The organism is Streptomyces sp. JL2001, assembly GCF_050917515.1.
In the GTDB taxonomy this organism is placed as follows: Bacteria; Actinomycetota; Actinomycetes; order Streptomycetales; family Streptomycetaceae; genus Streptomyces.
The window spans coordinates 1,723,337-1,746,798 of the sequence record NZ_CP169421.1 but is presented as its reverse complement, the minus strand read 5'-3'; the positions used below and the strand labels follow the sequence as shown (position 1 = coordinate 1,746,798).

The following is a 23,462-nucleotide window of genomic DNA, read 5'->3' as shown; positions in this document are numbered from 1 at the left end:
CTCGGATGTCACGGGTTGGGAAGGGGGGCGGGGGATGTGTCTGCGTCGGCCGCGTCGGGCACGTCCGCGAAGGATCCGTGGCGGCCCGCGCCTGCCGCGAACCTGTCGGCGCCTGCCTGGGTCTCACCCGCGGTCAGCGGGACCATGCCGTGCCGGTACTCGACGGCCAGGGCGTCCGCCTCGCTCAGGCCGTGCCCCTCGCGTACGGAGAGCCGGTCGTGGCGCACGCACAGCTGGGGGAAGGCGGCGATCTCACGTGCGAGTCGCTCCGCTGCCGCGCGCGACTCGCCGACCGGGACGAGCCGGTTGGCGAGCCCGATGTCGTACGCCTCGACGGCCGGGACGGGCCGGCCCGTGAGGATCAGGTCCATGGCGCGGCTCTCGCCGATCAGGCGGGGCAGCCGCACCGTGCCTCCGTCGATCAGCGGTACGCCCCAGCGGCGACAGAAGACACCGAAGACGGCGTCGTCCTCGGCGACCCGCAGATCGCACCAGAGCGCCAGCTCGAGTCCGCCGGCCACCGCGTGTCCGGCGATCGCGGCGATCACGGGCTTGCTCAGCCGCATACGGGTGGGGCCCATCGGCCCGTCGCCCTCGGCGGCCACCGTGTTGCCGCGCCCGGTGCCGACGGCCTTGAGGTCGGCACCGGCGCAGAAGGTGCCGCCGTCGCCCCACAGCACGGCGACGGCCGCGTCCGGATCGGAGTCGAACTCGCGGAACGCGTCGGCGAGCAGGGCCGCGGTCGGACCGTCGACGGCGTTGCGGGCCTCGAGCCGGCTGAGGATCACCGTCCACACGGGGCCCTCGCGCTCGATGCGGACAGGGGTCCTGTTCATTGCTCTCCCTTCCACATGGGCTCACGCACGGAGTCCCGGTGGGTGTGGGCTGGGCCGGTACGGGAGGCACGCTAGACCCGGAACATACAGTCCGTCCAGACGGTATGTTGAGCGATCTTCCGTGGCGTACGCTCGCCCCATGCCTTCTGCCCGACCCCGACGCACCCAGCAGGAACGCCGGGAGGACACCCGGCAGCGACTCCTCGACGCCACCATCGACTGCCTGGTCGAGTACGGCTTCGCCCACACCACCACCCAGCGGGTACAGGAGCGGGCCGGGGTCTCGCGGGGCGCCCTGCTGCATCACTTCGCTTCCAAGGCCGACCTGCTGGCCGCCGCGACCCACCACGTCGCCGAACTCCGCCTCGCGCACATCCGCACCGAGACGAGCTCCGGCGCACGGAGTCCGGAGCAGGGGCTCGCCCTGCTCCGCGCCGCCATGTCCGGCCCGCACTTCCTCGCCGGCCTGGAGCTGTGGCTGGCTGCCCGCACCGACCCCGACCTCAAGGCGACCCTGCTGCCCGCGGAACGAGAGGTGGGCGCGGCCCAACGCGCCCTGATCTCCGACATCCTCGGTCCGGACGTCACGGCCCGCGAGGACTTCGTCCTGCTCTGCGAGTCGCTCCTCGTGCTCCACCGGGGCCTCGCACTCACCAGCGTGCTGCGCGAGGACCCGGCCTTCGAGGACGAACTGCTCCGCCTGTGGGCCGACCGCTTTCTGGGCAGCGCCCAGCCGTGAGCCCGGTCCGCCCGGTGAGCACGGGCGGCGGGACGCGGTGACCGGTGCGCACGGGTGGCGCGTACGGGCGAACGGGCGCGCGCCGAGTGGTGGGCCGGGGTGCTCCGACGGTGCGGCCGAGCGGCCGGCGGACCCGTGGGGCCGGATGCTTGCTGGAGTCGGCTGCTAGAGCCAGTCCCGTCGCTTGAAGATCACGTACAGGCTGACGCAGACCACCCCCATCAAGCCGACCGCGAAGGGGTATCCGAGGTTCCAGCTCAACTCGGGCATCTGCTCGAAGTTCATCCCGTAGATGGTTCCCACGAGCGTGGGTGCGAAGAGAATGGCCGCCCACGCGGAGATCTTCTTGATCTCCTCGTTCTGCTCGAAGCCCGCCTCCGCCAGTGCGCGCATCTCCGCGTTCTGCTGCTGGGTGACCAGCGTCGCGTTCACCGTGAGGATCTCCGTCAGGGCCTGGCGGAAGCCGTCCACGCGCTCGCTGGTGTGGGTGACGTGGTCGGCGACGTCGCGGAGGTAGCGCTGGAGTTCCTCGTCCGTGCCGTACTTGGCGAAGCCGGCCATCAGGCCGTGCAGCATGCCGACCAGAGGACGGGTGGCGCGCTGGAACTCGACCATCTCGCGGGAGAGTTCGTAGATGCGCCGGGAGACCGCCGGGTCGCCGCCGAAGACCTCGGTCTCGATCTCGTCGATGTCGTTCTGGACGCCCGCGACGACCGGGAGGTAGCCGTCGACGACCGCGTCGAGGATGGCGTACAGGACCGCCTCGGGGCCCAGGGCGAGGAGGGCCGGGTTGTCCTCCATGCGACGGCGGACCGCGGAGAGGTCGGGGGCCTCGGCGTGCCGGACGGTGATCACGAAGTCCCGGCCGACGAACACGTGGAGTTCGCCGAAGTCGACCTCCTCCGGGGCGTCGAGATAGCGCGCCGCGCGCAGGACCACGAACAAGGTGTCGCCGTAGCGCTCCAGCTTGGGGCGCTGGTGCGCCTCCAGGGCGTCCTCGACGGCCAGTTCGTGGAGGTCGAACTCGGCCGCCAGGGAGTGGAGTTCCGTCTCCGAAGGGCGGTGCAGGCCGATCCACGCCATGCCGTCCGGATGCTCGCGCAGCTGACGGAAGGTCTCGGCGAGCGTGTCGGGGGACGAGACCTTGCGGCCGTCGCGGTAGAGCGTCGCCTGCACCACGCTCGGCTGGTCGCCGGGGCGCGCCGGCCCCCGGGACGCCGACGGTTCCGGCTGGCGGCGCCAGGCTGCGCGGGGACGGCGTTCCGGCACGGTGGGTCCACCTCCGCGGGGCGTTCGGGGTCGTTCGGTGGGTCTCCGGGCAGGATATACGGGGCGAATCGCGCCGGCGCGGCTCCCGGGCCTGCCCCCGCGTGGTCACGGCCCGGACACCCGGGCCGCTCCTGCGGCTCCCCGGGGCCTCCGCCGCGGGGCCCTTCCCGGCCTTGCGGACCGTATCTGTCCGCAAGGCCGCGTAGCGTGCCGTACATGGCCTCGACGACGACACTCCCGCTCCTCACCCCCCGCGCGCTGAACCGCGCGACGCTGGCCCGCCAGCTGCTGCTGAGCCGCGCCGCGATGTCCGCCGGGGACGCCGTCTCCCACCTCCTCGGGCTCCAGGCGCAGAACACCAAGCCGCCGTACTACGCCCTCGCCGCCCGGCTCGACGGCTTCCGGCCCGAGGAACTCTCGGCGCTGATGGAGGCGCGCGAGGTCGCCCGGATCGTCACCATGCGCTCCACCATCCACACCCACACCGCCGACGACGTGTTCACCCTGCGCCCCCTCGTGCAGGGCGCCCGTGACCGCGAGCTCACCCTCTTCCGCAAGGGCCTCGTCGGCGTCGACCTCGACCGGCTCGCCGTGCTCGCCCGCGAACTGGTCGAGGAGCGGCCCCGGACGCCGAAGGAGATCCGCGAGGCGCTCCTCGTCGAGTGGCCGGACGCCGATCCGCAGGCGCTCGCCGTCGCCGCGCGCTGCCGGCTTCCCCTCGTCCAGGTCACCCCGCGCGGTCTGTGGCGCCGGAGCGGGCAGGTCAGCCTGACGACCGCCGAGCACTGGTTCGGCCGCCCGGCCGAGCCCGTGCCCGCCCCGGACGACACCGTCCTGCGCTACCTCGCCGCCTTCGGCCCCGCCTCCGTCAAGGACATGCAGACCTGGTGCGGCCTCACCCGGCTCCGGGACGCCTTCGAGCGCCTCCGGCCCCGACTGGTCACCTTCCGGGACGAGAACGGCGTCGAGCTCTTCGACCTGCCGGACGCCGCCCGGCCGGACGAGGGCACGCCCGCCCCGCCGCGCTTCCTCCCCGAGTTCGACAACCTGCTGCTCTCCCACGCCGACCGCGGCCGGGTCGTGGCCGCCGAGCACAAGGGCCGTACCTGGAAGGGCAACCAGGCGTACTGCGTCTTCCTGCTCGACGGCTTCCTCGCCGGGATCTGGCGGCTGGAGGAGTCCAAGGAGCGAACGGTCATGACCATCGAGCCGTTCGGCCGGCCCACGCGTGCCCAGCGGGCGGAGCTGACGGCGGAGGCGGAGCGGATGCTGGCGACGACGGCCCCGCAGGACGTCCCGTACGAGATCGGCTTCGGGATCGTCCACCGCTGAAGGGGGGCGCGGCAGGCGCCCGGACCTACGGCAGCAGTCCCGCCCTGCGAGCCGCCACCACCGCCTCCCAGCGGGTGTGGGCGCCCAGCTTGCGCATGGCCGAGCGCAGGTAGCCCTTGACCGTCTCCGGGCGCAGGCCCAGCCGCTCCGCGGCCGTCGCGTTCGTCGCGCCGGACGCCACCGACGCCAGGACGTCCGTCTCGCGCGGCGTCAACGTCAGGTCCGCCGGCCGCTCCGGCCCCGTCGAGGCCGTCTCCAGGCGACCGCACACCGCGAGCAGCCGGGCCCGCAGCTCCGGGTCCGGGATCCGGGGGGCCAGTTCGCGCAGCTCGCCGTGTGCCTGCCGGACCTCCTCCCACGAGGGGCCGGCGACCGGCTCCCGCTCGGCGGCCGCGAGGTGGCGCACCTCGTCCCGGACCGCGAGCGCCTGCTCCACGTCCCGCGCCGCGCCGACCGCCGCGTCGAAGACCCGCTCGCCGAGCGGCAGGGACTCCCGCAGCGCCCCGTACAGCACGCCCCGGACCTTGCGGCGCACGACGACGGGGACGGCGATCACCGAACGCAGCCCCTCCGCCGACACCGGGCCGTCGTACTCGTGCGTGATGTGCCGCGCCGACGGGTAGTCCGTGACCGCGCACGGGCGGGACAGCGCCAGGCACTTCCCGCCGAGACCGCTGCCCGTCGAGATCGCCAGACCGCGCAGGGCCGGCGTCACCGCGCCGTCCAGCTCCGCGATGCGCAGCCTGCGGCCGTCCTGCAGCAGCCCGCCGAAGACCACCTGGAGTCCGGTGGCGCGGCGCAGCCGCAGCAGCGCGGCGCGCAACTGCACCGTTTCCGTCTGCTCGGGCACGGAACCACTCCTTCACCCCCGAACGGGGGTAGTGAGACCTGGGTCACTGATTACACGATGGCGGAGCACGGTCCCGCAACGAGGAGGACACATGACGGCAAGCAGCGCGACGGAGAGGTTCCGGGCCGCCCGCGACTTCCTGCTGCAGCACCGCGAGGACTACGAGACGGCGTACGAGGGCTTCGCCTGGCCCCGCCCCGAGCATTTCAACTGGGCTCTGGAGTGGTTCGACGTCATCGCGGCCGGCAACGACAGGACCGCCCTGCACATCGTGGAGGAGGACGGGACCGAGACGAAGCTGAGCTTCGCCGAGATGTCCGCGCGCTCCGACCGGGCGGCCAACTGGCTGCGCGCCCAGGGCGTGCGCGCCGGCGACCGGATCATCGTCATGCTCGGCAACCAGGCCGAACTGTGGGAGACCGCGCTCGCCGCCATGAAGCTGCGGGCCGTCGTCATCCCCGCCACCCCGCTCCTCGGGCCCGCCGACCTGCGCGACCGGGTCGAGCGCGGCCGGGCCCGGCACGTCATCGTGCGCGCCGAGGACACCGCCAAGTTCGACGACGTGCCCGGGGACTACACCCGGATCGCGGTCGGCGGCGACGGCGTCGGCTGGCTCGGCTACGAGGCGGCGTACGCGGAGCCGGCCGCCTTCGAGCCCGACGGCGTCACCCTGGCCGACGACCCGCTGATGCTCTACTTCACCTCCGGCACGACGGCCCGCCCCAAGCTGGTCGAGCACACCCACCTCTCGTACCCGGTCGGCCATCTCGCCACCATGTACTGGATCGGCCTCCGGCCCGGCGACGTGCATCTGAACATCTCCTCGCCCGGCTGGGCCAAGCACGCCTGGTCGAACCTCTTCGCCCCGTGGAACGCCGAGGCGACCGTCTTCATCCACAACTACACGCGCTTCGATCCCGCCCGGCTGATGGCCGAGATGGACCGCAACGGCGTCACCTCCTTCTGCGCGCCGCCGACCGTGTGGCGGATGCTGATCCAGGCCGACCTCACCCAGCTGCGCACCCCTCCCCGCGAGGTGGTCGCGGCCGGCGAGCCGCTCAACCCCGAGGTCATCGAGTCCGTACGGCGGTCCTGGGGCATCACCATCCGGGACGGCTTCGGTCAGACCGAGACCGCCGTCCAGGTCTCCAACAGCCCGGGCCAGCCGCTGAAGGAGGGCTCGATGGGCCGGCCCAGCCCGGGCTTCCGGGTCACGCTGGTCGACCCGGTCAGCGGCCGGGCGGACGTCGACGAGGGCGAGATCTGCCTCGACCTCTCCGCCGACCCGGTGGGGCTGATGGCCGGCTACCACGGCGACCCGGAGCGGACGGCCGAGGCCATGGCCGGCGGTTACTACCGTACGGGTGACATCGGTTCGCGCGACGCCGACGGCTACTTCACCTACATCGGCCGCGCCGACGACGTCTTCAAGGCGTCCGACTACAAGATCTCGCCGTTCGAGCTGGAGAGCGCGCTCCTGGAGCACGAGGCGGTGGCGGAGGCGGCGGTCGTCCCGGCGCCCGATCCGCTGCGGCTCGCGGTGCCCAAGGCGTACGTCGTGCTCGCCGCGGGCTGGGAGGCGAACGCCGAGACGGCCAAGGAGCTCTTCGCCCACTCGCGCGCGGTGCTCGCCCCGTACAAGCGGGTCCGCCGCATCGAGTTCGCCGAGCTGCCGAAGACCGTCTCCGGCAAGATCCGCCGCATCGAACTGCGCGAGCGCACGGCGAAGGGCGAGGGCACGGAGTACACCGAGGGGGACCTGGGATGAGCCTGTCGTACGCGCACGGGGCGAGCGGGACCGAGCTCCTGGGCGACACCATCGGCGCCAACCTCGACCGGGCCGTCGCCGCCTGGCCGGACCGCGAGGCGCTGGTCGACGTCCCGAGCGGGCGCCGCTGGACCTACGCCCGGTTCGGCGCCGACGTCGACCGGCTGGCGGACGCCCTGCTCGGCAGCGGCGTCGCCAAGGGCGACCGCGTCGGCATCTGGGCCGTGAACTGCGCCGAGTGGGTGCTGGTGCAGTACGCCACCGCCCGCATCGGCGCGATCATAGTGAACATCAACCCCGCCTACCGGGCCCACGAGTTGGAGTACGTGCTCCGGCAGGCCGGGATCTCGCTGCTCTTCGCGTCCCTCAGTCACAAGACCAGCGACTACCGGGCGATGGTGGAACAGGTCCGGCCCGCCTGCCCGGAGTTGCGGGAGGCCGTGTACATCGGCGACCCGAGCTGGGACGAGCTGCTCACCCGGACCGCGGGGGAGCGGCGCCCGGCGGAGCTGTCCTGCGACGAGCCGGTCAACATCCAGTACACCTCGGGCACGACCGGCTTCCCCAAGGGAGCGACCCTCTCCCACCACAACATCCTCAACAACGGCTACTTCGTGGGCGAGATGATCGCCTACAGCGAGCAGGACCGTATCTGCATCCCCGTGCCCTTCTACCACTGCTTCGGCATGGTCATGGGCAACCTCGCGGCCACCTCGCACGGCGCGTGCATGGTCATCCCCGCCCCGTCCTTCGACCCGGCGGCCACCCTGCGCGCGGTCGAACAGGAGCGCTGCACCTCCTTGTACGGCGTCCCGACCATGTTCATCGCGGAGCTGAACCTCCCCGACTTCGCCGTCTACGACCTCTCCACGCTGCGCACCGGCATCATGGCGGGCTCGCCCTGCCCGGTGGAGGTGATGAAGCGGGTGGTCGCGGAGATGAACATGGCCGAGGTGTCGATCTGTTACGGCATGACGGAGACCTCGCCCGTCTCCACGCAGACCCGGCGGGACGACGACCTGGAGCGGCGCACGGGCACGGTCGGCCGCGTCATGCCGCACGTCGAGGTGAAGATCGTCGACCCGGTCACCGGCCTCACCGTGGAGCGTGGCACGCCCGGTGAGCTCTGCACCCGCGGCTACAGCGTGATGCTCGGCTACTGGAACGAGCCGGACAAGACCGCCGAGGCCGTCGACGCCGGGCGGTGGATGCACACCGGCGACCTCGCGGTGCTGCGGGAGGACGGATACGTCCAGATCGTCGGCCGCATCAAGGACATGATCATCCGCGGCGGCGAGAACGTCTATCCGCGGGAGATCGAGGAGTTCCTCTACGGCCACGAGAAGATCGCCGACGTCCAGGTCGTCGGCGTCCCCGACGCCCGCTACGGCGAGGAGATCCTCGCCTGCGTGATCCCGCGCGACCCCGCGGACCCGCCGACCCTGGACGAGGTCACGGACTTCTGCCGCGACCGCCTGGCGCACTACAAGATCCCGCGGAGGGTGGAGATCCTCACCGAGTTCCCGATGACGGTGAGCGGCAAGGTGCGCAAGATCGAACTGCGCCGGCGGTACGGCGACGGCTGACGTCCCCGCCCGGACGGCTCGGAACGGCCCGGCGCCCGGAGGCGTCCCGCGCCCTTCCGGGCCGGGCCGGCAGGCGGCCGGCCCGGCCCGGCCGGAGCGCCCGGGCGGTCAGCCGTCCGACGGTTCCAGGCGCGGGGCCGGGATCAGGTCGCGGCGCATGCAGACCCGGGGCCAGGTCGCCAGGCCGTGCGCGGCCTCGGCCCGCTGGATCTCGCGCAGACCGCTGGTCAGCTCCGGATCCGACGCGGTGAGGGCGCGGAAGCCCAGCCGTCGGTAGTACGGGGCGTTCCACGGGACGTCCGTGAAGGTGGTCAGCGTCAGCGCGGTCAGGCCGCGAGTCGCGGCCCCGGCCGCCAGGTGCTCGATCAGCGCCCGGCCGATGCCGCGGCGGGCGGCGACCGGATGCACCGAGACCTGCTCGATGTGGGCGGCGCCGTCGACCGTGTCCGTCAGCAGGTACGCGACCGGCCGGTCGCCGGGGTCGACGGCCACCCAGGCGCGCCCGGCCAGGCGGTAGCCGTCGAGAACGTCCAGGGGCAGGGGTTCGTCGTCGGCGATCGCCGCCATGCCGAGGGTGCGGAAGGGTTCGCCCGCCGCCCTTTCGATGTCCTGGAGCAGCGGGAGTTCGGCCGGTTCGGCCGCTCGGATGCGCATACGCCAGTATGGCGCGCAGTCAGTCCGTACCGCCCCCGCTCCCGCTCTCGCCGCCCGCTCCGCCGTCGCCGAGGCCCCAGCCCGGCCATCCCGTGTACCAGCCGCGGCCGGTGGCGTGTCCGTCCTCGCCGCCGCCGCGGCCCAGCAGTCCGCCGTCGCGGGAGAACCGCGGCAGGAACAGGGCGAGCGCGGGGTCGCCGTACAGCGCGACGTAGAGCTGCACGAGCTCGCCGTCCGTCACCTCGCGGCGGTGGGCCGGCAGCGGATGCCGCTCCCGCAGGGCCCGCAGGAGCCGCCGCGCCGCGCCGGTCGTCGCGGGCAGCCGGAACAGGAAGAGTGCCGCGGCGACCGGCCCGGCGCCGATCACCAGCGCGAGCGCGAGCCCCGCACCGGAGGGCTCGCTCAGCATCAGGCCCGCGAGCACCGTCGCCGGCGCGCAGACGAGCAGCCCGCGGGCCGCCCGCAGGCGTCCGGCCGGGCGCACCAGCCCCGCCCCGCCGAGCTCGGCCCGCAGCGCGTCGACGGCCCGTCGTGCCTTCGGCTGGGCGGCCAGCACTCTTATGCCGAGGGCCCGGTGGAGCGACCCGTGCACACCGAGCTGCACGGGATCGCGGGTCCGGCCGGGGCCGCCGTTGGCCCGAATCGTTCCCCTGCGGCCCGCGGCCACCGCGCCGCGCTGGTGGAGCGCCACCAGCGCCACGGTGACCGCGGCCCGGCGCCCGCCCCGCAGCAGCGCGAGCGCCTGCGGGGCCAGTTCGCCCCGTTCCTGGCTGCGCGTTTTCAACAGGACCACGGCACCCAGCAGTTGTCCGCAGGCCGCACCGATGAACCACCACATCTCCGCCGGCATGACGCCCACCCCCCGAGAGTGTTGTGCCCGGGGAACCTTGATCATCACGCGTGAATTGGCCGAATTCCGAGGTGTATTCGAGCGGGACGTGTCCGGCGGGCGCGGGGCTACCGGGGCTGGACCGAGCCGTCGTAGACGTGGTCCGGCGTCACGATCTGCGTGATGGCCCGGGCGACCAGCGTCGACGGCTCCTGGCCCTGGAAGGAACTGTCCGTGTTGAGCATCAGGACCATGGTGGCCTTCTGCGAGGGCAGGTAGACGGTCACGGACTCGTAGCCCGGGATGGAGCCGTTGTGGCCGATCCAGCCGTCGGCGTCGAAGATGCCGAGGCCGTAGCTCGTCCCCGGGAAGCCGGTCGGCAGCGTCTTCAGCCGCTCCGCCTGGGTCCGCGGGGACAGCAGCTCGCCGGTGGCGAGGATCCTCGCCCAGCGGCGCAGGTCCTGCATGTCCGAGATCATCGCCCCGGCCGCCCAGGCCCAGCTGGGGTTCCAGTCCGTGGCGTCCGCGACCGCGCCGGTCAGCGTCTGGTCGGTGTACCCGCGCGGATGCGGCGACGGGAACTCGGCGTCCTCCGGGAACAGCGTGTGGCGCAGGTGCGCCGGGCGCAGCACCCGCTTGTGGATGAAGTCCGCGAGCCGGTGACCGCTGACCTTCTCGACCACCAGGCCCAGCAGGATGAGGTTGGTGTTGGAGTACTGGAACTCCGCCCCCGGCGCGAAGACGTTCTTGTGCTTGAAGCCGTACGCGAGCACCTCGTGCGGGGTGAACGTGCGCGTCGGGTCGCTCAGCAGGTCGTGCTGGAAGTCCTGGTCGGAGGTGTACGGGAACAGGCCGCTGCGCATCCCGGCCAGCTGACGCAGCGTGATGTTCTCACCGTCGGGCACGCCGTCGACGTAGGCGGAGATGGGGTCGTCCAGCTTGATCCGGCGGTCGTCGACGAGCTTGAGCAGCGCCGTGACCGTGAAGGTCTTGGTCTCGCTGCCGATGCGGACGTAACCCTCGGTGGTCATCGGCTCGCCGGTGGCGGTGTTCGCGACACCGGTCGCGCGGACGTAGCTTCCCCTGCCCGGCAGCCAGAGGCCCACGGCGATTCCGGGGATGCCGGCCTGGCGGCGGACGTCCTCGACGGCCTTGTCCAGCCGTGCGGTCAGTTCCGGGCCGAGACCGTGGGACGGGCAGTCGTCCCGGTCGTGCCGGTCCGCTGCGACGGCGTGGACGGCCGTGGCGGGGGTGACCGCCATCGGTGCCAGGACGGACGCCGCGAGCAGCGCTGCGGCGAACAGGCTGCGGGTGGGGATGTGTCGCATGGCGGGAGCGCCTCTTCCGGAAACGGGGTTCGGACGGCTACGTCACCACCCGGACCGTCGGAGGACGGGTCCGTTCCGTGCGCGTTCCGGCGAGTCCACTCGTTCGGCGCCCCACGCGCGGGAGGGCCCGGGCGGACGCGCCGGCTCCGCCCGGACCCGGCCTACGCACCGGAGGCCAGGTCGCCCGCCGGGCCGTTGACCGGTTGCGGGGCGCCGGTGAGGTCGAGGACGAAGAGCGGGATCCCGAGCTCGTCGGCGCGGGAGCGTGCCTCCGGGGTGTAGCCGGCGAGCGAGAAGAAGACGCTCACGGCCGAGGCGCTGAGACCGTTCAGCCACAGGCACTCCACGGCGCGGAGCGCGGCCGGCCGGGTGCTCGGATCGACCTGGGCCACCAGGCCGGGTGCCCGCAGGTCGACGCCGTCGGCGACCCGTTCCTCGGGCTGGACGACATCGCGGAAGCCGAGCCAGCGCAGGTACCCGGCGGACGCGGCGACCGCGTCCCGGGCCGTGCGGATGGTCATGGGCCGGAACGGCGACCGGGGCGGCGGCGGAACCGGTGCGGTCGGAGGCAACGGGATGTGGGCCGGGTAGCGCTCGGCGAAGGGGCGCTGACCGCCGCCGGCGGCGCGGGCCGCGGCACGGTGTCCCGCCCCGTGAGCGGTGTGCGCCTCGGCGTCGCCTCGCGTCCCGTCGTCGTCAGGGGTCGGCGACTCCGGGGCCGGTGCGTCGGCCCGCTCCGAGCCCCGCTCCGGATCGGGGCCCCCGGCCGGCTCCCCGGCACGGGGCGGCGAGGCGTACGGGTCCGGGGCGGTGCCGGCCGGCTCGGCGGCCGGCGGCCGGGCGGAGGTGTCCGGATCCGTCCTGGGCGTCTCCTCCCGGCCGGCGGCGGCCGCGGCCGGCCCCGGCTCCACCCACGGGTGGCTTCCCGGGCCCTCGTCGCCGTCGCCGGCGGTGTGCGTGTCCTGACCGGTGTGGGAGGCCCCGTCCGTGTCGGTGCCGCCGGGACGGACCAGGTGTCCGCCGGCGCCCGGGCCCGTCTCCTCGCCGGGTCCGGCGGGCCGTCCCGCGGTGCCGTCGGCCGCCCCCGTGGCCTGCACCGGTACCCGCAGGACCGTGCCGCAGACGCATCCCAGTTCCGGGTGCGGCCACTCGTCCCGGCGGCCGCACGCGGCGCAGGGCACCACGACCCACTCGTCCGACCAGTTGCGGTGCGTGATCGCCACACCGGTCTCGCCCGGGACCAGCGAGGGCGTGACCGGGGCGCCGCAGGCGCACGGGAAGGCGGGCGCGGCGAACGCGTGCGTCCGCAGACACCGCGGGCAGCGCACCGGTACCGACTCACCCACTTCGAACCCCCTGTCGTTCGACTCCATCGTCCACCAATCCGCCACCGGCGGGGACGGAGTTCGGCCAACGTCCCTCCTCGCTCCCTTGACGGTCCTTGGCACCCCGACTTACATTGCTTCCACATAGCAGAACAATACTTCCGCAATACGGAATCGGAGCCACGAGACGGTGGCCCACCCGACTCCGCCTGGCTGAAGCAGGAGCCCTCCCATGCCCCGTATGACCGCCGCCGCAGCGGCCGTTGAGATCCTCAAGCGCGAAGGCGTCACCAACGCGTTCGGCGTGCCCGGCGCGGCCATCAACCCCTTCTACCGAGAGCTCAAGAACGTCGGCGGCATCAGCCACACGCTCGCCCGACACGTCGAGGGCGCCTCGCACATGGCCGAGGGGTACACCCGCGCCAAGGCGGGCAACATCGGTGTCTGCATCGGCACCTCCGGTCCGGCCGGCACCGACATGATCACCGGCCTGTACTCGGCGATCGCGGACTCGATCCCGATCCTGTGCATCACCGGCCAGGCCCCGGTCTCGAAGCTCCACAAGGAGGACTTCCAGGCCGTCGACATCGCCACCATCGCCAAGCCGGTCACCAAGGCCGCCACGACGGTCCTGGAGGCCGCCCAGGTCCCGGGCGTCTTCCAGCAGGCCTTCCACCTGATGCGCTCCGGCCGTCCCGGCCCGGTCCTCATCGACCTGCCGATCGACGTCCAGCTGACCGAGATCGAGTTCGACCCGGAGACCTACGAGCCGCTGCCGGTCTACAAGCCGCGGGCCACCCGGGCCCAGGCCGAGAAGGCGATCCGCTTCCTGCTGGAGTCCGAGCGCCCGCTGATCGTCGCCGGCGGCGGCATCATCAACGCCGACGCCTCCGACCTGCTGGTCGAGTTCGCCGAGCTGACCGGCATCCCGGTCATCTCCACCCTCATGGGCTGGGGCGTCATCCCGGACGACCACGAGCTGGCCGCCGGCATGGTCGGCGTCCAGACCGCGCACCGCTACGGCAACGCGACCTTCCTGGAGTCGGACTTCGTCCTCGGCATCGGCAACCGCTGGGCCAACCGCCACACCGGCTACAACATGGAGGCGTACACCAGGGGCCGGAAGTTCGTCCACGTCGACGTCGAGCCCACCCAGATCGGCAAGATCTTCGCCCCGGACTTCGGCATCGCCTCCGACGCCAAGGCCGCGCTGGAGCTCTTCGTCGAGATCGCCCAGGAGCTCAAGGCCGCGGGCACGCTGCCGGACTTCTCCGCCTGGGCCGCCTCCGCGCAGGAGCGCAAGGCCACCCTCCAGCGCCGGACGCACTTCGACGCCGTCCCGATGAAGCCGCAGCGCGTCTACGAGGAGATGAACCGGGCCTTCGGTCCCGAGACCCGCTACGTCACCACCATCGGCCTGTCCCAGATCGCCGCGGCGCAGTTCCTGCACGTCTACAAGCCGCGCCACTGGATCAACTGCGGCCAGGCCGGCCCGCTCGGCTGGACCATCCCGGCCGCCATCGGCGCCGCCACGGCCGACCCGGGGACCCCGGTCGTCGCCCTCTCCGGCGACTACGACTTCCAGTTCATGATCGAGGAGCTGGCGGTCGCCGCCCAGCACAAGGTCCCCTACGTCCACGTCCTCGTGAACAACGCCTACCTGGGCCTGATCCGCCAGGCGCAGGGCGGCCTGGGCATCAACTTCGAGGTCAACCTCGAGTTCGAGAACATCAACACCCCGGAGATCGGCGTCTACGGCGTCGACCACGTCAAGGTCGCCGAGGGCCTGGGCGTCAAGGCCATCCGCGTCACCGACCCGGACCAGCTGGGCGAGGCGCTGGAGCAGGCCAAGAAGCTGGCCCAGGAGTTCCGGGTCCCGGTCGTCGTCGAGGCGATCCTGGAGCGCATCACCAACATCGCGATGAGCAAGACGGTCGACATGAGCGACGTCACCGAGTTCGAGGAGCTCGCGACGGAGCCCGGCCACGCGCCGACGGCGATCAGGCCCCTCAAGGTCTGACCCGCCGAGCCGTGACACCCGGCCCGTGCGGTCCGGACGTCACGGCGGAGGACCGGCCCCCGCCCGCAGAGCACCCGGGCGGGGGCCGTCCTGCGCCCGCACCAGGGCGCGCCCCGCCTCGGTCCAGTCGTAGAGGACGGATCGGCCCGCCCGCCGCCGTCGCACCAGCCGCGCGTCGAGCAGCACCTTCAGATGCCGTCCCACCGAACCCAGCCCCTGACCCGTCAGCGCCACCAACTGGCTGGTGGAGGTGGGGGTTCCGAGCCGTACGAGCACCCCGGCACGGGCCGTCCCGAGCAGCGCGCCGAGCGCCTGGGGCACGACCGGTCCCTCGGTGTCCGCGAGAGCGCCCGCGCACGGGTACACGATCGCGTAGCGCTCGGTGCCCTCCCAGGACACCCATCCGTGCCCCGGCGTCACCGGAACGAGCAGCAGCCGCGCCCCGTCGATCGACCGCGGCGGATAGTCACGGGCGTTGACCTGGAGGCGTCCGTCACCGAGCCAGCGCGTCCGGCCGGGGGCGAGCTCGTCGAGCGCCGCCGCCCAGCCGCCCCGGCTCAGGCGCGCCGTGCGCGCCACCACGTCCGCCTCCATGACCTGCCGGCGCCGCCGCCAGGTCGGCCGCACGGTCTCCTCCCACACCCAGCGGAGCACCGCGGCCAGCCGCTCCGGCAGGTCGGGCGCCGATCGCAGCGGCTCGGGCACCGGCCTGCCCAGGGAGACCGCGAGCTGTTCGACGGCGGCGGCCGGCCGCGTCGAACGGACCGCCTCCAGCTCCTGCTCGAAGGACGGCGTATCGCCCTCGCCGCGCGGGGTGGGGGTGAGGAAGTCGGCGTTCCAGGTCGGTCCGAGCGCGGCCCGGACGAGCCGGGCGTCGACCGGATCGGTCGCCAACCGCGCGCGGTACGGGCCCAGGTGCGCGGCCAGCCATTCCCGCTCGCCCGGGTGCGCCGCCGACGCGTGCTCCAGCGTCTTGAGCGCGGCGACGGTCTCGGCCAGCGGCGAGATCGCGAACCTGCCGCCCGCGAGCGAGTCCGCGTCGATCCGCCACCAGCCCATGTCTCTTTCGCCTCCCCGCGAAACGATATCCACCCGGGCGGGCCTCTCGGAGACTCCGGCGCATGCGCAGTTACCGCGAGCTGTTCCGTACGCCCGAGTTCACCCCGCTCTTCCTCACCGCCTCCGTCCAGGTGGCCGCCCAGACGGTCGGCGGGCTGGGGCTCGCCACCCTCGTCTTCCGGTCGACGGGCTCCCCGCTCCTGTCCTCGCTGGCCCTGTTCGGCCCCGCGCTCGCCCAGCTGGTCGGCGCCGCGACCTTGCTGTCGGCGGCCGACCGGCTGCCGCCGCGCACCGCCCTCGCCGGTTCGGCGCTCCTCTTCGCGCTCGCCACCCTGCTCCAGGCGGTGCCCGGCCTGCCGCTGGGGGCGGCCTTCGGGATCCTGCTCCTGCAGGGCCTGGTCGGCTCGGTGGCCGGCGGCGTCCGCTACGGCCTGCTCGACGAGATCCTCGACCGCGAGGGGTACGTGCTCGGCCGTTCCGTCCTCAACATGGCCGTCGGACTCTGCCAGATCGGCGGCTTCGCCTGCGGCGGCCTGCTGATCGCGCTGCTCTCCCCGCGCGGCACCCTCCTGGTCAGCGCGGGGCTCTATCTCGCCGCGGTCCTCACCGCCCGGCTGGGACTCGCCCGGCGGGCCCCGCGCGCGGCCGGCCGGGCCTCGGTCGCCGAGACCTGGCGGACCAACGCCCGCCTGTGGTCCCCGCGCCCACGCCGGCACGTGTACCTCGCCCTGTGGATCCCCAACGGGCTGATCGTCGGCTGCGAGTCGCTCTTCGTCCCGTACGCCCCCGACCAGGCCGGCCTGCTCTTCGCCTGCGGCGCGCTCGGGATGCTCGCCGGGGACACCGCCGTCGGCCGTCTCGTGCCGGCGGCCCGGCGCGGCCGGCTGGCCCATCTGCTGCACCTGCTGCTGGCGGCCCCGTTCCTGCTGTTCGCCGCGGAACCCGGCCTGCCGGTCGCCGTGGCGGCGGTGACGGTCTCCGCCGTCGGGTACAGCGCCTCCCTGCTCTTCCAGGAGCGGCTGATGGCCCTGGCCCCGGACGAACCGGCCGGTCACACGCTGGGGCTGCACGCCTCCGGCATGCTCGCCTTCCAGGGACTGAGCGCGGCGCTGGCCGGTGCCGTCGCCGAGTTCACCGCGCCGGGGCCGGCGATGGCGGTGCTCGCCGCGGGTTCCCTCGCCGTCAGTGCCGCACTCGCCCTCACCGGGCGGCCGGCGGGCGGACCGCGTCCGTCGGCCCGGAGGGTCCCTCGGCGCACGGCCTGAGCGTGTCGGCGCAGCACGAGAAGAGCGCGGAACCAGGGACCGTAAACCTGGTTCCGCGCTCTCGTCTGAGATCCGCCCGACGGTGCGAGGCTGGCGCGACAGGACGTTCGCGCCGCCGGGCGGAGTTTCGAGGGTTCCCCCTGAGGGGGGCGTTGGGACCGCGGCGGTGGGCGACGGACGGTCCGGGCGTGTCCCCTTCCTTCAGGTCAGGAAGGGGAGCCGGTCGTCCTTACCACCGCACTGGCTCGCTCGCCGCCGCGGTCCTCACGCTTGTCCGTACCGCCTGCCACCCCTCATCCGGGCCGGCGGTCCGGACGGCGCACGGCACCTGACCTCCCGTCATGTGCCGTACGCGGTCTGGTTGCCGACGAGATCAGTCCTCGCGCAGGGCGCGGACCGCCTCCTCGACGCGCTTGCCGTAGTCCGCGTCCGCGGCGGCGAAGTGCGCGATGTTCCGCTCGATCACGTCCTCGCGGGAGACCTGGGACAGGCCGCCGGCGATGTTGGCGATCAGACGGCCCTTCTCGTCCTCCGACATCAGGCGGTAGAGCTCACCGGCCTGGAAGAAGTGGTCGTCCTTGACGTGCTCGGGCGCGGCGTGGGTGCCGGTCCAGCCGTGGACGGCGAGCGGCGCGGAGAGCGCCTCGTCCGTCTGGGCCGGTCCCTGGTACGAGTTGGGCTCGTAGTTCTTGTCGTGGCGCGAGCCCTGGCGGGTGGCCATGAGGCCGTCGCGGCCGTAGTTCTCGGCGACGGCCGCCTTCGGGGCGTTCACCGGCAGCTGGGTGTGGTTGACGCCGAGGCGGTAGCGGTGGGCGTCCGCGTAGGCGAAGAGGCGGCCCTGGAGCATCTTGTCCGGCGAGGGGCCGATGCCCGGGACGAAGTTGTTCGGGGAGAACGCGGCCTGCTCGACCTCGGCGAAGACGTTGTCCGGGTTCCGGTCGAGGACCAGGCGGCCGACCCGCTGGAGCGGGTAGTCGGCGTGCGGCCACACCTTGGTGAGGTCGAACGGGTTGAAGCGGTAGTCCGCGGCCTCGGCCGCCGGCATGACCTGGACGTACAGGGTCCACGACGGGTTCACACCGCGCTCGATGGCCTGGAGCAGGTCGGTCTGGTGCGAGTTGGCGTCCTTGCCGACGAGCTCGGCGGCCTGGTCGGCGGACAGGGAGCGGATGCCCTGGTTCGTCTTGAAGTGGTACTTGACGAAGAAGGCCTCGCCCGCCTCGTTGGTCCACTGGTAGGTGTGCGAGCCGTAGCCGTTCATGTGGCGGTACGAGGCGGGGATGCCGCGGTCGCCCATCAGCCAGGTGATCTGGTGCGTCGCCTCGGGGGCGTGCGCCCAGAAGTCCCAGACGTTGTCCGGCTCCTGCTTGCCCGTGAAGGGGTCGCGCTTCTGCGAGTGGATGAAGTCGGGGAACTTGATCGGGTCCTTGATGAAGAACACCGGGGTGTTGTTGCCGACGAGGTCGTAGTTGCCCTCCTCGGTGTAGAACTTCAGCGCGAAACCACGGGGGTCGCGGACGGCGTCCGCGCCGCCGAGCGAGTCGGCCACGGTCGAGAAGCGGATGAACGTCTCGGTCCGCTTGCCGACCGCGGAGAGGAAGTCGGCCTTCGTGAAGCCGGTGACGTCGTCGGTCACCTCGAAGTAGCCGTACGCGCCGGAGCCGCGGGCGTGGACCACGCGCTCCGGGATGCGCTCACGGTTGAAGCGCGCCAGCTTCTCCAGCAGGTGCTGGTCCTGAAGCAGGAGGGGGCCACCGACGCCGGCGGTGGCGGAGTTCTGGTTGTCGGCGACTGGGGCGCCGGACTCGGTCGTGAGCACGCGCTTCGACATCGTGACCTTCCGTACGGGAGCTGCACTGCTGGGGGTGCTCTGGAGCGTAGGTACGCCCCCGAACAACGTCAACAGTTTGTTGAAATTGAAGTGTGGTGTTCCGGACGGCGGCGACGCCTGGGCGCGACAGGACAGGTGTCAGCGCCACCGCCGTCCGGAAATCTGGGTCAGACCTGCCGGCCGGAGAGGCGCTCGACGGCGCGCAGCAGGGCCGAGTGGTCCAGGCCGCCGTCGCCCTGCGCACGCAGGGAGGAGACGAGCTGGGCGACGACGGCGCCGACCGGGAGGGCCGCGCCGACGTTGCGGGCGGCGTCGGTGACGATGCCCATGTCCTTGTGGTGGAGGTCGATCCGGAAGCCGGGCTTGAAGTCCCGGTTCAGGAAGTTGTCCTTCTTGCGGGTCAGCACCGTGGAGCCGGCCAGGCCGCCGTTGAGGACGTCCAGGGCGGCCTGGAGGTTCACGCCGGACTTCTCGAGGAAGACGACGGCCTCGGCGCACGCCTGGATGTTGACCGCCACGATCAGCTGGTTGGCGGCCTTCACCGTCTGGCCGGAGCCGTGCGGACCGCACAGGACGATGGTCTTGCCCAGCGCCTCGAGGATCGGCAGGGCCGCGTCGAAGTCGGCCTGCTCGCCGCCCACCATGATCGACAGGACGGCCTCGATGGCGCCGGCCTCGCCGCCGGACACCGGGGCGTCCAGGACGCGCAGGCCCTTCTCGGCGGCGCGCTTCGCCAGGTCCACGGAGGTCTGCGGGGTGATCGACGACATGTCGACGATCAGCGCGCCGGGCTTCGCGTTCTCCAGGATGCCCTCGGGGCCGTAGGAGATCGCCTCGACCTGCGGAGAGGCGGGCACCATCGTGACGATGACGTCGGCGTCGGCGACGGCCTCGGCGATCGACGCGGCGGCGGTGCCGCCCGCCGCGGTGAGGCGGTCCAGCTTGTCCTGCTCCAGCGTGAAGCCGGTGACGGAGTAGCCCGCCTTGATCAGGTTCTCGGACATGGGGGAGCCCATGATGCCGAGGCCGATCCACGCGATCGCAGGGCGGGTGGGGAGGGAGGAATCGGCAAGGTTGCTCATGAGGTGCCTCTCGAAAACAGGTGGTACGGGGAGGGTCAGCGGGCCGCGCGGGCCTCGGCGGGGAGCCAGGCGAAGGAGGCGGCGGCGTCGGCGGCCTTGTACTCCAGGCCGACCCAGCCGTCGTAGCCGGCCTTCCTCAGCTCGTCGAGGAGCTGCTCCAGCGGCAGGTCGCCGGTGCCCGGCGCGCCGCGGCCCGGGTTGTCCGCGATCTGGACGTGGCCGGTCCGGTCGGCGTACCGCGCGATGACCTCGCCGACGTCCTCGCCGTTCATCGACAGGTGGTAGATGTCGAGGAGGAACTTGGCGTTGCCCAGCCCGGTGGCCGCGTTGACCTTGTCGACGACCTCGATCGCGGCGGGGGCGCTCACCAGCGGGTAGAGCGGCGACTCCGGCTTGTTCAGGGTCTCGATCAGCAGGATCGCGCCGATCCGGTCCGCCGCGCGGGCGGCCAGGACCAGGTTCTCCAGGGCGAGGGTGTCCTGGATCTGCGGGTCGACGCCCTCCACGCGGTTGCCGTAGAGCGCGTTGAGCGCCTTGCAGCCGACCGAGGCGGCGAAGTCGGCCGCCACCTCGATGTTGGCGCGGAAGCGGTCGGACTCCTCGCCGGGCACGGAGAGCGCGCCGCGGTCCGGTCCGGGCAGCTGCCCGGCGTAGAAGTTCAGGCCCACCAGCTGGGTGCCGGCGTCGTCCAGAGCCTTCTTGAGAGCGTCGAGCTCACTCTGGTCGGGGGTGGCGGTGTCGATCCAGGGCCACCACAGCTCGACCGCGGTGAAGCCCGCCGCGGCGGCGGCCGCGGGGCGCTCCAGGAGCGGGAGTTCCGTGAAGAGGATCGACAGGTTCACATCGAAGCGCTGGTCCGTGTATCCCATGAGGGGCGGCGCTCCTTCCGTATTGCGGAAGTAAGTTTCTGTCTGACGGAATGCTGCAAGTCGAGCCGCCCACTTGTCAAGGGGGCCCGGCAGGTCAGGGGCTGCCGTCGGCCGGTTCCCGGCCAGTAGCGTGGGGGCATGGTGCGTTTGAGAGTGGAGTTCACGACCGAGCCGTTCGACCTGGACGAGGCGCCGGCGCACGCCGTCGTGGCGCGCGAGGTCATCCAGGCGGCCGAGCTGGACGCCGTGGACGTCGGCCCCTTCGGCAACACGGCGGAGGGTGGTGCCGACGAGGTGCTGACCGCCGTCGACGCGCTGCTGCGCAGATCCCTGGCGGCGGGTGCCACCCGTGTCTCGCTCCAGGTCAACGTGATCGGAGAGGGTGGGAAGTGACCGAGCGCCCCCTGGACCATCCCCTGGTCGCCGCGGTGAAGCCGCTGGTCGACGCGATGGGTGCGGAGATGCTGGGACCCGAGCAGGCCGGGACCGACGACGTGGTCCTCGCCTGGGAGGGGGAGGACGTCATCGCCGTACGGCTGCCCCAGCTGTCCGAATCCCTGGACCACATCCTGGCCGCGATGGAGCGGCGGCACGGGATGCCCTTGTCGGAGCTGGACCGCAAGACCAAGCAGGAGGCGGTGCGGATGCTGGAGGCGCGCGGTGCCTTCTCGGTGCGCCACGGGGTGGAGACGGTGGCCGGGGCGCTGGGTGTCAGCCGCTTCACCGTGTACAACTACCTGAACAGGGAGACCGCCCTGAACAGGGAAAAGGCTGCCGGGAACGGCTAGTTGATCATGATGAGCCACAAGCCGTCGTCCGGATGTCGGGACGACGGCTTTTGTGTGGCCGACTTTTCAACAAAGTGTTGACGTTGTGTTGCGGAGGGCGTTAGCTATCCGCAGCCCGTCCGACGCACAGCGAAAAACAGCCACGGAGGCTTCCCGTGACTTCAGGTACGACACCGGGCCTCACCCGGCTCAACACCTCGGCGGACGGCGACGCCGTCGCCGCACTCCACGAGGTGTGCTCCAGTTCGGCGTGGGGGAGCAAGCTGCTCGCCCAGCGCCCGTACGCCACCGCCGACGACCTCTTCCTCGCCAGTGACGCCGCCACGGCCGAGCTGACCGCCGAGGACCTGGCCGAGGCGATGGCGGGCCACCCGCCGATCGGTCGTCCGAAGGCAGGGGACCCGACCTCCTCCCGCGAGCAGAGCGGGATGGCCGGCGCCTCCGAGGCACTCAAGGCCGAGATGCTCGAACTGAACCTGGCCTACCAGGAGAAGTTCGGGCACGTCTTCCTGATCTGCGCCACCGGCAGGACCGGGGAGCAGATGCGTGACGCGGTCCGGGAACGGATCGGGAACTCGCCCGAACGGGAGCGGGAGATCGTCCGCACCGAACTGGGCAGGATCAACCGCATCCGCCTGGCCCGACTCGTAGAGGAAGAGAGCCCCGCATGAGCACCGACACCACCGCATCGGTGTCCACCCACATCCTGGACACCAGCATCGGCCGCCCGGCCGGGGGCGTGGCCGTCACGCTCGCGGCCCGCGGCGGATCCGACGCCGCCTGGGTCGCGCTCGGTGGCTCGGCCACCGACGCGGACGGGCGCTGCAAGGACCTGCCGGCGCTGCCGGAGGGAACGACCCACGTGCGTCTCGACTTCGAGACCGAGACGTACTTCTCCAAGAAGCAAGCCGAGGCGCAGCAGGACGCCCCCCGCGTAAGGGACAGCGGTGCGTTCTTCCCGGAGGTGGCGATCACGTTCGCCGTCACGCCGGGCGAGCACTACCACGTACCGCTGCTGCTCAACCCGTTCGGCTACTCCGTTTACCGAGGGAGCTAGCAGACATGCCCACGATTCTCGGCCAGAACCAGTACGGCAAAGCAGAGAACCGCGTCGTCAAGATCACGCGGGACGGCGAAACCCACCACATCAAGGACCTGAACGTCTCCGTCGCCCTCTCCGGCGACCTCGACGACGTCCACCTCTCGGGCTCCAACGCCCACTGCCTCCCCACCGACACCACCAAGAACACCGTATTCGCCTTCGCCAAGGAGTACGGGATCGAGTCGGCCGAGCAGTTCGGCATCCACCTGGCCCGGCACTTCGTGTCCAGCCAGGAGCCCATCCACCGGGCCCGGATCCGGATCGAGGAGTACTCCTGGGAGCGCATCGCCTCCTCGGACTCCAACTCCCGGTTCATCGGCTCGGACGAGGTCAACCACTCCTTCGCCCGCAAGGGCCAGGAGACCCGCGTCACCCAGATCACGTACGACGGCGAGAAGTGGGAGGTCATCTCCGGCCTCAAGGACCTCGTCGTGATGAACTCCACCAACTCGGAGTTCTGGGGCTACATCAAGGACAAGTACACGACGCTGCAGGAGGCGTACGACCGCATCCTGGCCACCCAGGTCTCCGGCCGGTGGCGGTTCAACTGGACCGACGACGAGCAGCGGATGCCCAACTGGGAGAAGTCCTACGCCGAGACGAGGAAGCACATGCTGCAGGCCTTCGCCGAGACGTACTCCCTCTCGCTGCAGCAGACGCTCTACCAGATGGCGTCGCGGATCATCAACCACCGTTCGGAGATCGACGAGGTCCGCTTCTCGCTCCCGAACAAGCACCACTTCCTCGTCGACCTGGAGCCCTTCGGGCTCAAGAACGACAACGAGGTCTACTACGCCGCCGACCGCATGTACGGCCTCATCGAGGCCACGGTGCTGCGTGACGGAGCCACGGCGCACATCCCGGTCGACATGACCAACCTCTAAGCGGCCCTGTGTGGCGGCCCCCGCCCGCCCGCAGTCGGGCGGGGGC

At 72.1% G+C, this 23,462-nt stretch carries 22 protein-coding genes; 11 read left to right on the top strand and 11 right to left on the bottom strand.

Features of this window, described 5'->3' with window-relative positions:
- Positions 1–8: 8 nt before the first annotated feature.
- Positions 9–836 (bottom strand): crotonase/enoyl-CoA hydratase family protein, encoded by an 828-nt coding sequence (locus ACE1OA_RS07590; protein ID WP_384872980.1) that lies wholly within the window; start codon positions 834–836, stop codon positions 9–11.
- A 139-nt stretch (positions 837–975) separates the two neighbouring features.
- Between ACE1OA_RS07590 and ACE1OA_RS07585 the strand changes: the two genes are divergently transcribed.
- Entirely contained in the window at positions 976–1,575 is a 600-nt protein-coding gene (locus ACE1OA_RS07585) for a TetR/AcrR family transcriptional regulator (protein WP_432752520.1), read from the top strand.
- A 165-nt stretch (positions 1,576–1,740) separates the two neighbouring features.
- Here ACE1OA_RS07585 and ACE1OA_RS07580 read toward each other — a convergent pair whose 3' ends face one another.
- On the bottom strand, positions 1,741–2,844 hold the full coding sequence (locus ACE1OA_RS07580) for a magnesium and cobalt transport protein CorA (RefSeq protein WP_356607432.1): 1,104 nt from the start codon (positions 2,842–2,844) through the stop codon (positions 1,741–1,743).
- A gap of 216 nt (positions 2,845–3,060) precedes the next feature.
- Here ACE1OA_RS07580 and ACE1OA_RS07575 point away from each other — a divergent pair, with 216 nt between their 5' ends.
- Positions 3,061–4,176 carry a winged helix DNA-binding domain-containing protein gene (locus ACE1OA_RS07575; RefSeq protein WP_432752519.1) on the top strand — a complete coding sequence of 372 codons (1,116 nt, stop codon included), beginning with the start codon at positions 3,061–3,063 and terminating at the stop codon, positions 4,174–4,176.
- Between the two features lie 25 nt (positions 4,177–4,201).
- Here the strand turns inward: ACE1OA_RS07575 and ACE1OA_RS07570 are convergent, their stop codons facing one another.
- Positions 4,202–5,026 carry a response regulator transcription factor gene (locus ACE1OA_RS07570; protein WP_432752518.1) on the bottom strand — a complete coding sequence of 275 codons (825 nt, stop codon included), beginning with the start codon at positions 5,024–5,026 and terminating at the stop codon, positions 4,202–4,204.
- Positions 5,027–5,117: 91 nt separating this feature from the next.
- Here ACE1OA_RS07570 and ACE1OA_RS07565 point away from each other — a divergent pair, with 91 nt between their 5' ends.
- Together ACE1OA_RS07565 and ACE1OA_RS07560 are read left to right on the top strand one after the other, a co-directional pair.
- Positions 5,118–6,794, top strand: coding sequence for an AMP-binding protein (locus ACE1OA_RS07565; RefSeq protein ID WP_356607426.1), 1,677 nt, complete (start codon positions 5,118–5,120; stop codon positions 6,792–6,794).
- Positions 6,791–8,380: an AMP-binding protein gene (locus ACE1OA_RS07560; protein ID WP_432752517.1), complete on the top strand. Its 1,590-nt coding sequence runs from the start codon at positions 6,791–6,793 to the stop codon at positions 8,378–8,380. The genes ACE1OA_RS07565 and ACE1OA_RS07560 overlap by 4 nt, the downstream gene beginning before the upstream one ends.
- Before the next feature lie 108 nt (positions 8,381–8,488).
- Here the strand turns inward: ACE1OA_RS07560 and ACE1OA_RS07555 are convergent, their stop codons facing one another.
- From ACE1OA_RS07555 to ACE1OA_RS07540, 4 genes are all read right to left on the bottom strand, one after another.
- A complete protein-coding gene (locus ACE1OA_RS07555; RefSeq protein WP_386545844.1) occupies positions 8,489–9,034 on the bottom strand; it encodes a GNAT family N-acetyltransferase in 546 nt (181 codons plus the stop codon).
- 19 nt (positions 9,035–9,053) lie between these two features.
- Positions 9,054–9,884 (bottom strand): TIGR04222 domain-containing membrane protein, encoded by an 831-nt coding sequence (locus ACE1OA_RS07550; RefSeq protein ID WP_432754044.1) that lies wholly within the window; start codon positions 9,882–9,884, stop codon positions 9,054–9,056.
- Positions 9,885–9,991: 107 nt separating this feature from the next.
- Complete coding sequence (locus tag ACE1OA_RS07545) at positions 9,992–11,191, bottom strand: serine hydrolase domain-containing protein (protein ID WP_432752516.1); 1,200 nt, start codon at positions 11,189–11,191, stop codon at positions 9,992–9,994.
- Positions 11,192–11,352: 161 nt separating this feature from the next.
- Positions 11,353–12,204, bottom strand: coding sequence for a hypothetical protein (locus ACE1OA_RS07540; protein WP_432754043.1), 852 nt, complete (start codon positions 12,202–12,204; stop codon positions 11,353–11,355).
- Between the two features lie 544 nt (positions 12,205–12,748).
- Here ACE1OA_RS07540 and gcl point away from each other — a divergent pair.
- Positions 12,749–14,536 carry a glyoxylate carboligase gene (gcl, locus tag ACE1OA_RS07535; RefSeq protein ID WP_432752515.1) on the top strand — a complete coding sequence of 596 codons (1,788 nt, stop codon included), beginning with the start codon at positions 12,749–12,751 and terminating at the stop codon, positions 14,534–14,536.
- Positions 14,537–14,575: 39 nt separating this feature from the next.
- Here gcl and ACE1OA_RS07530 read toward each other — a convergent pair whose 3' ends face one another.
- Positions 14,576–15,595: a transcriptional regulator gene (locus ACE1OA_RS07530; RefSeq protein ID WP_432752514.1), complete on the bottom strand. Its 1,020-nt coding sequence runs from the start codon at positions 15,593–15,595 to the stop codon at positions 14,576–14,578.
- A gap of 62 nt (positions 15,596–15,657) precedes the next feature.
- Between ACE1OA_RS07530 and ACE1OA_RS07525 the strand changes: the two genes are divergently transcribed.
- Positions 15,658–16,860 carry an MFS transporter gene (locus ACE1OA_RS07525; protein ID WP_432752513.1) on the top strand — a complete coding sequence of 401 codons (1,203 nt, stop codon included), beginning with the start codon at positions 15,658–15,660 and terminating at the stop codon, positions 16,858–16,860.
- A gap of 373 nt (positions 16,861–17,233) precedes the next feature.
- Here the strand turns inward: ACE1OA_RS07525 and ACE1OA_RS07520 are convergent, their stop codons facing one another.
- From ACE1OA_RS07520 to ACE1OA_RS07510, 3 genes are all read right to left on the bottom strand, one after another.
- A complete protein-coding gene (locus ACE1OA_RS07520; protein ID WP_432752512.1) occupies positions 17,234–18,691 on the bottom strand; it encodes a catalase in 1,458 nt (485 codons plus the stop codon).
- Positions 18,692–18,858: 167 nt separating this feature from the next.
- Positions 18,859–19,773: a 2-hydroxy-3-oxopropionate reductase gene (locus ACE1OA_RS07515; RefSeq protein ID WP_356607412.1), complete on the bottom strand. Its 915-nt coding sequence runs from the start codon at positions 19,771–19,773 to the stop codon at positions 18,859–18,861.
- Positions 19,774–19,808: 35 nt separating this feature from the next.
- Positions 19,809–20,642 (bottom strand): TIM barrel protein, encoded by an 834-nt coding sequence (locus ACE1OA_RS07510; protein WP_432752511.1) that lies wholly within the window; start codon positions 20,640–20,642, stop codon positions 19,809–19,811.
- A gap of 141 nt (positions 20,643–20,783) precedes the next feature.
- On the opposite strand from ACE1OA_RS07510, the gene ACE1OA_RS07505 reads away from it, so the two are divergent.
- From ACE1OA_RS07505 to pucL, 5 genes are all read left to right on the top strand, one after another.
- Complete coding sequence (locus ACE1OA_RS07505; protein WP_147980675.1) at positions 20,784–21,035, top strand: thiamine-binding protein; 252 nt, start codon at positions 20,784–20,786, stop codon at positions 21,033–21,035.
- A gap of 56 nt (positions 21,036–21,091) precedes the next feature.
- The gene (locus ACE1OA_RS07500; RefSeq protein WP_432754042.1) at positions 21,092–21,430 is read left to right on the top strand and encodes a helix-turn-helix domain-containing protein; all 339 of its coding nucleotides are present in this window, start codon (positions 21,092–21,094) and stop codon (positions 21,428–21,430) included.
- A 155-nt stretch (positions 21,431–21,585) separates the two neighbouring features.
- A complete protein-coding gene (gene uraD, locus ACE1OA_RS07495) occupies positions 21,586–22,101 on the top strand; it encodes a 2-oxo-4-hydroxy-4-carboxy-5-ureidoimidazoline decarboxylase (protein ID WP_356775540.1) in 516 nt (171 codons plus the stop codon).
- The gene (gene uraH, locus ACE1OA_RS07490) at positions 22,098–22,487 is read left to right on the top strand and encodes a hydroxyisourate hydrolase (protein WP_356607406.1); all 390 of its coding nucleotides are present in this window, start codon (positions 22,098–22,100) and stop codon (positions 22,485–22,487) included. The genes uraD and uraH overlap by 4 nt, the downstream gene beginning before the upstream one ends.
- Positions 22,488–22,492: 5 nt before the next feature.
- Positions 22,493–23,416 (top strand): factor-independent urate hydroxylase, encoded by a 924-nt coding sequence (gene pucL / locus ACE1OA_RS07485; protein ID WP_356607404.1) that lies wholly within the window; start codon positions 22,493–22,495, stop codon positions 23,414–23,416.
- The last annotated feature ends 46 nt before the right edge of the window (positions 23,417–23,462 follow it).

Coding starts and splice junctions, on each gene's coding strand:
- ACE1OA_RS07590 (WP_384872980.1), bottom strand. CDS start 836: ATGAACAGGACCCCTGTCCGCATCGAGCGCGAGGGCCCCGTGTGGACG.
- ACE1OA_RS07530 (WP_432752514.1), bottom strand. CDS start 15,595: ATGGGCTGGTGGCGGATCGACGCGGACTCGCTCGCGGGCGGCAGGTTC.
- pucL (WP_356607404.1), top strand. CDS start 22,493: ATGCCCACGATTCTCGGCCAGAACCAGTACGGCAAAGCAGAGAACCGC.
- ACE1OA_RS07565 (WP_356607426.1), top strand. CDS start 5,118: ATGACGGCAAGCAGCGCGACGGAGAGGTTCCGGGCCGCCCGCGACTTC.
- ACE1OA_RS07500 (WP_432754042.1), top strand. CDS start 21,092: ATGGGTGCGGAGATGCTGGGACCCGAGCAGGCCGGGACCGACGACGTG.
- ACE1OA_RS07525 (WP_432752513.1), top strand. CDS start 15,658: ATGCGCAGTTACCGCGAGCTGTTCCGTACGCCCGAGTTCACCCCGCTC.
- gcl (WP_432752515.1), top strand. CDS start 12,749: ATGCCCCGTATGACCGCCGCCGCAGCGGCCGTTGAGATCCTCAAGCGC.
- ACE1OA_RS07550 (WP_432754044.1), bottom strand. CDS start 9,884: ATGCCGGCGGAGATGTGGTGGTTCATCGGTGCGGCCTGCGGACAACTG.
- ACE1OA_RS07585 (WP_432752520.1), top strand. CDS start 976: ATGCCTTCTGCCCGACCCCGACGCACCCAGCAGGAACGCCGGGAGGAC.
- ACE1OA_RS07545 (WP_432752516.1), bottom strand. CDS start 11,191: ATGCGACACATCCCCACCCGCAGCCTGTTCGCCGCAGCGCTGCTCGCG.
- ACE1OA_RS07575 (WP_432752519.1), top strand. CDS start 3,061: ATGGCCTCGACGACGACACTCCCGCTCCTCACCCCCCGCGCGCTGAAC.
- ACE1OA_RS07515 (WP_356607412.1), bottom strand. CDS start 19,773: ATGAGCAACCTTGCCGATTCCTCCCTCCCCACCCGCCCTGCGATCGCG.
- ACE1OA_RS07520 (WP_432752512.1), bottom strand. CDS start 18,691: ATGTCGAAGCGCGTGCTCACGACCGAGTCCGGCGCCCCAGTCGCCGAC.
- uraH (WP_356607406.1), top strand. CDS start 22,098: ATGAGCACCGACACCACCGCATCGGTGTCCACCCACATCCTGGACACC.
- ACE1OA_RS07560 (WP_432752517.1), top strand. CDS start 6,791: ATGAGCCTGTCGTACGCGCACGGGGCGAGCGGGACCGAGCTCCTGGGC.
- ACE1OA_RS07555 (WP_386545844.1), bottom strand. CDS start 9,034: ATGCGCATCCGAGCGGCCGAACCGGCCGAACTCCCGCTGCTCCAGGAC.
- ACE1OA_RS07510 (WP_432752511.1), bottom strand. CDS start 20,642: ATGGGATACACGGACCAGCGCTTCGATGTGAACCTGTCGATCCTCTTC.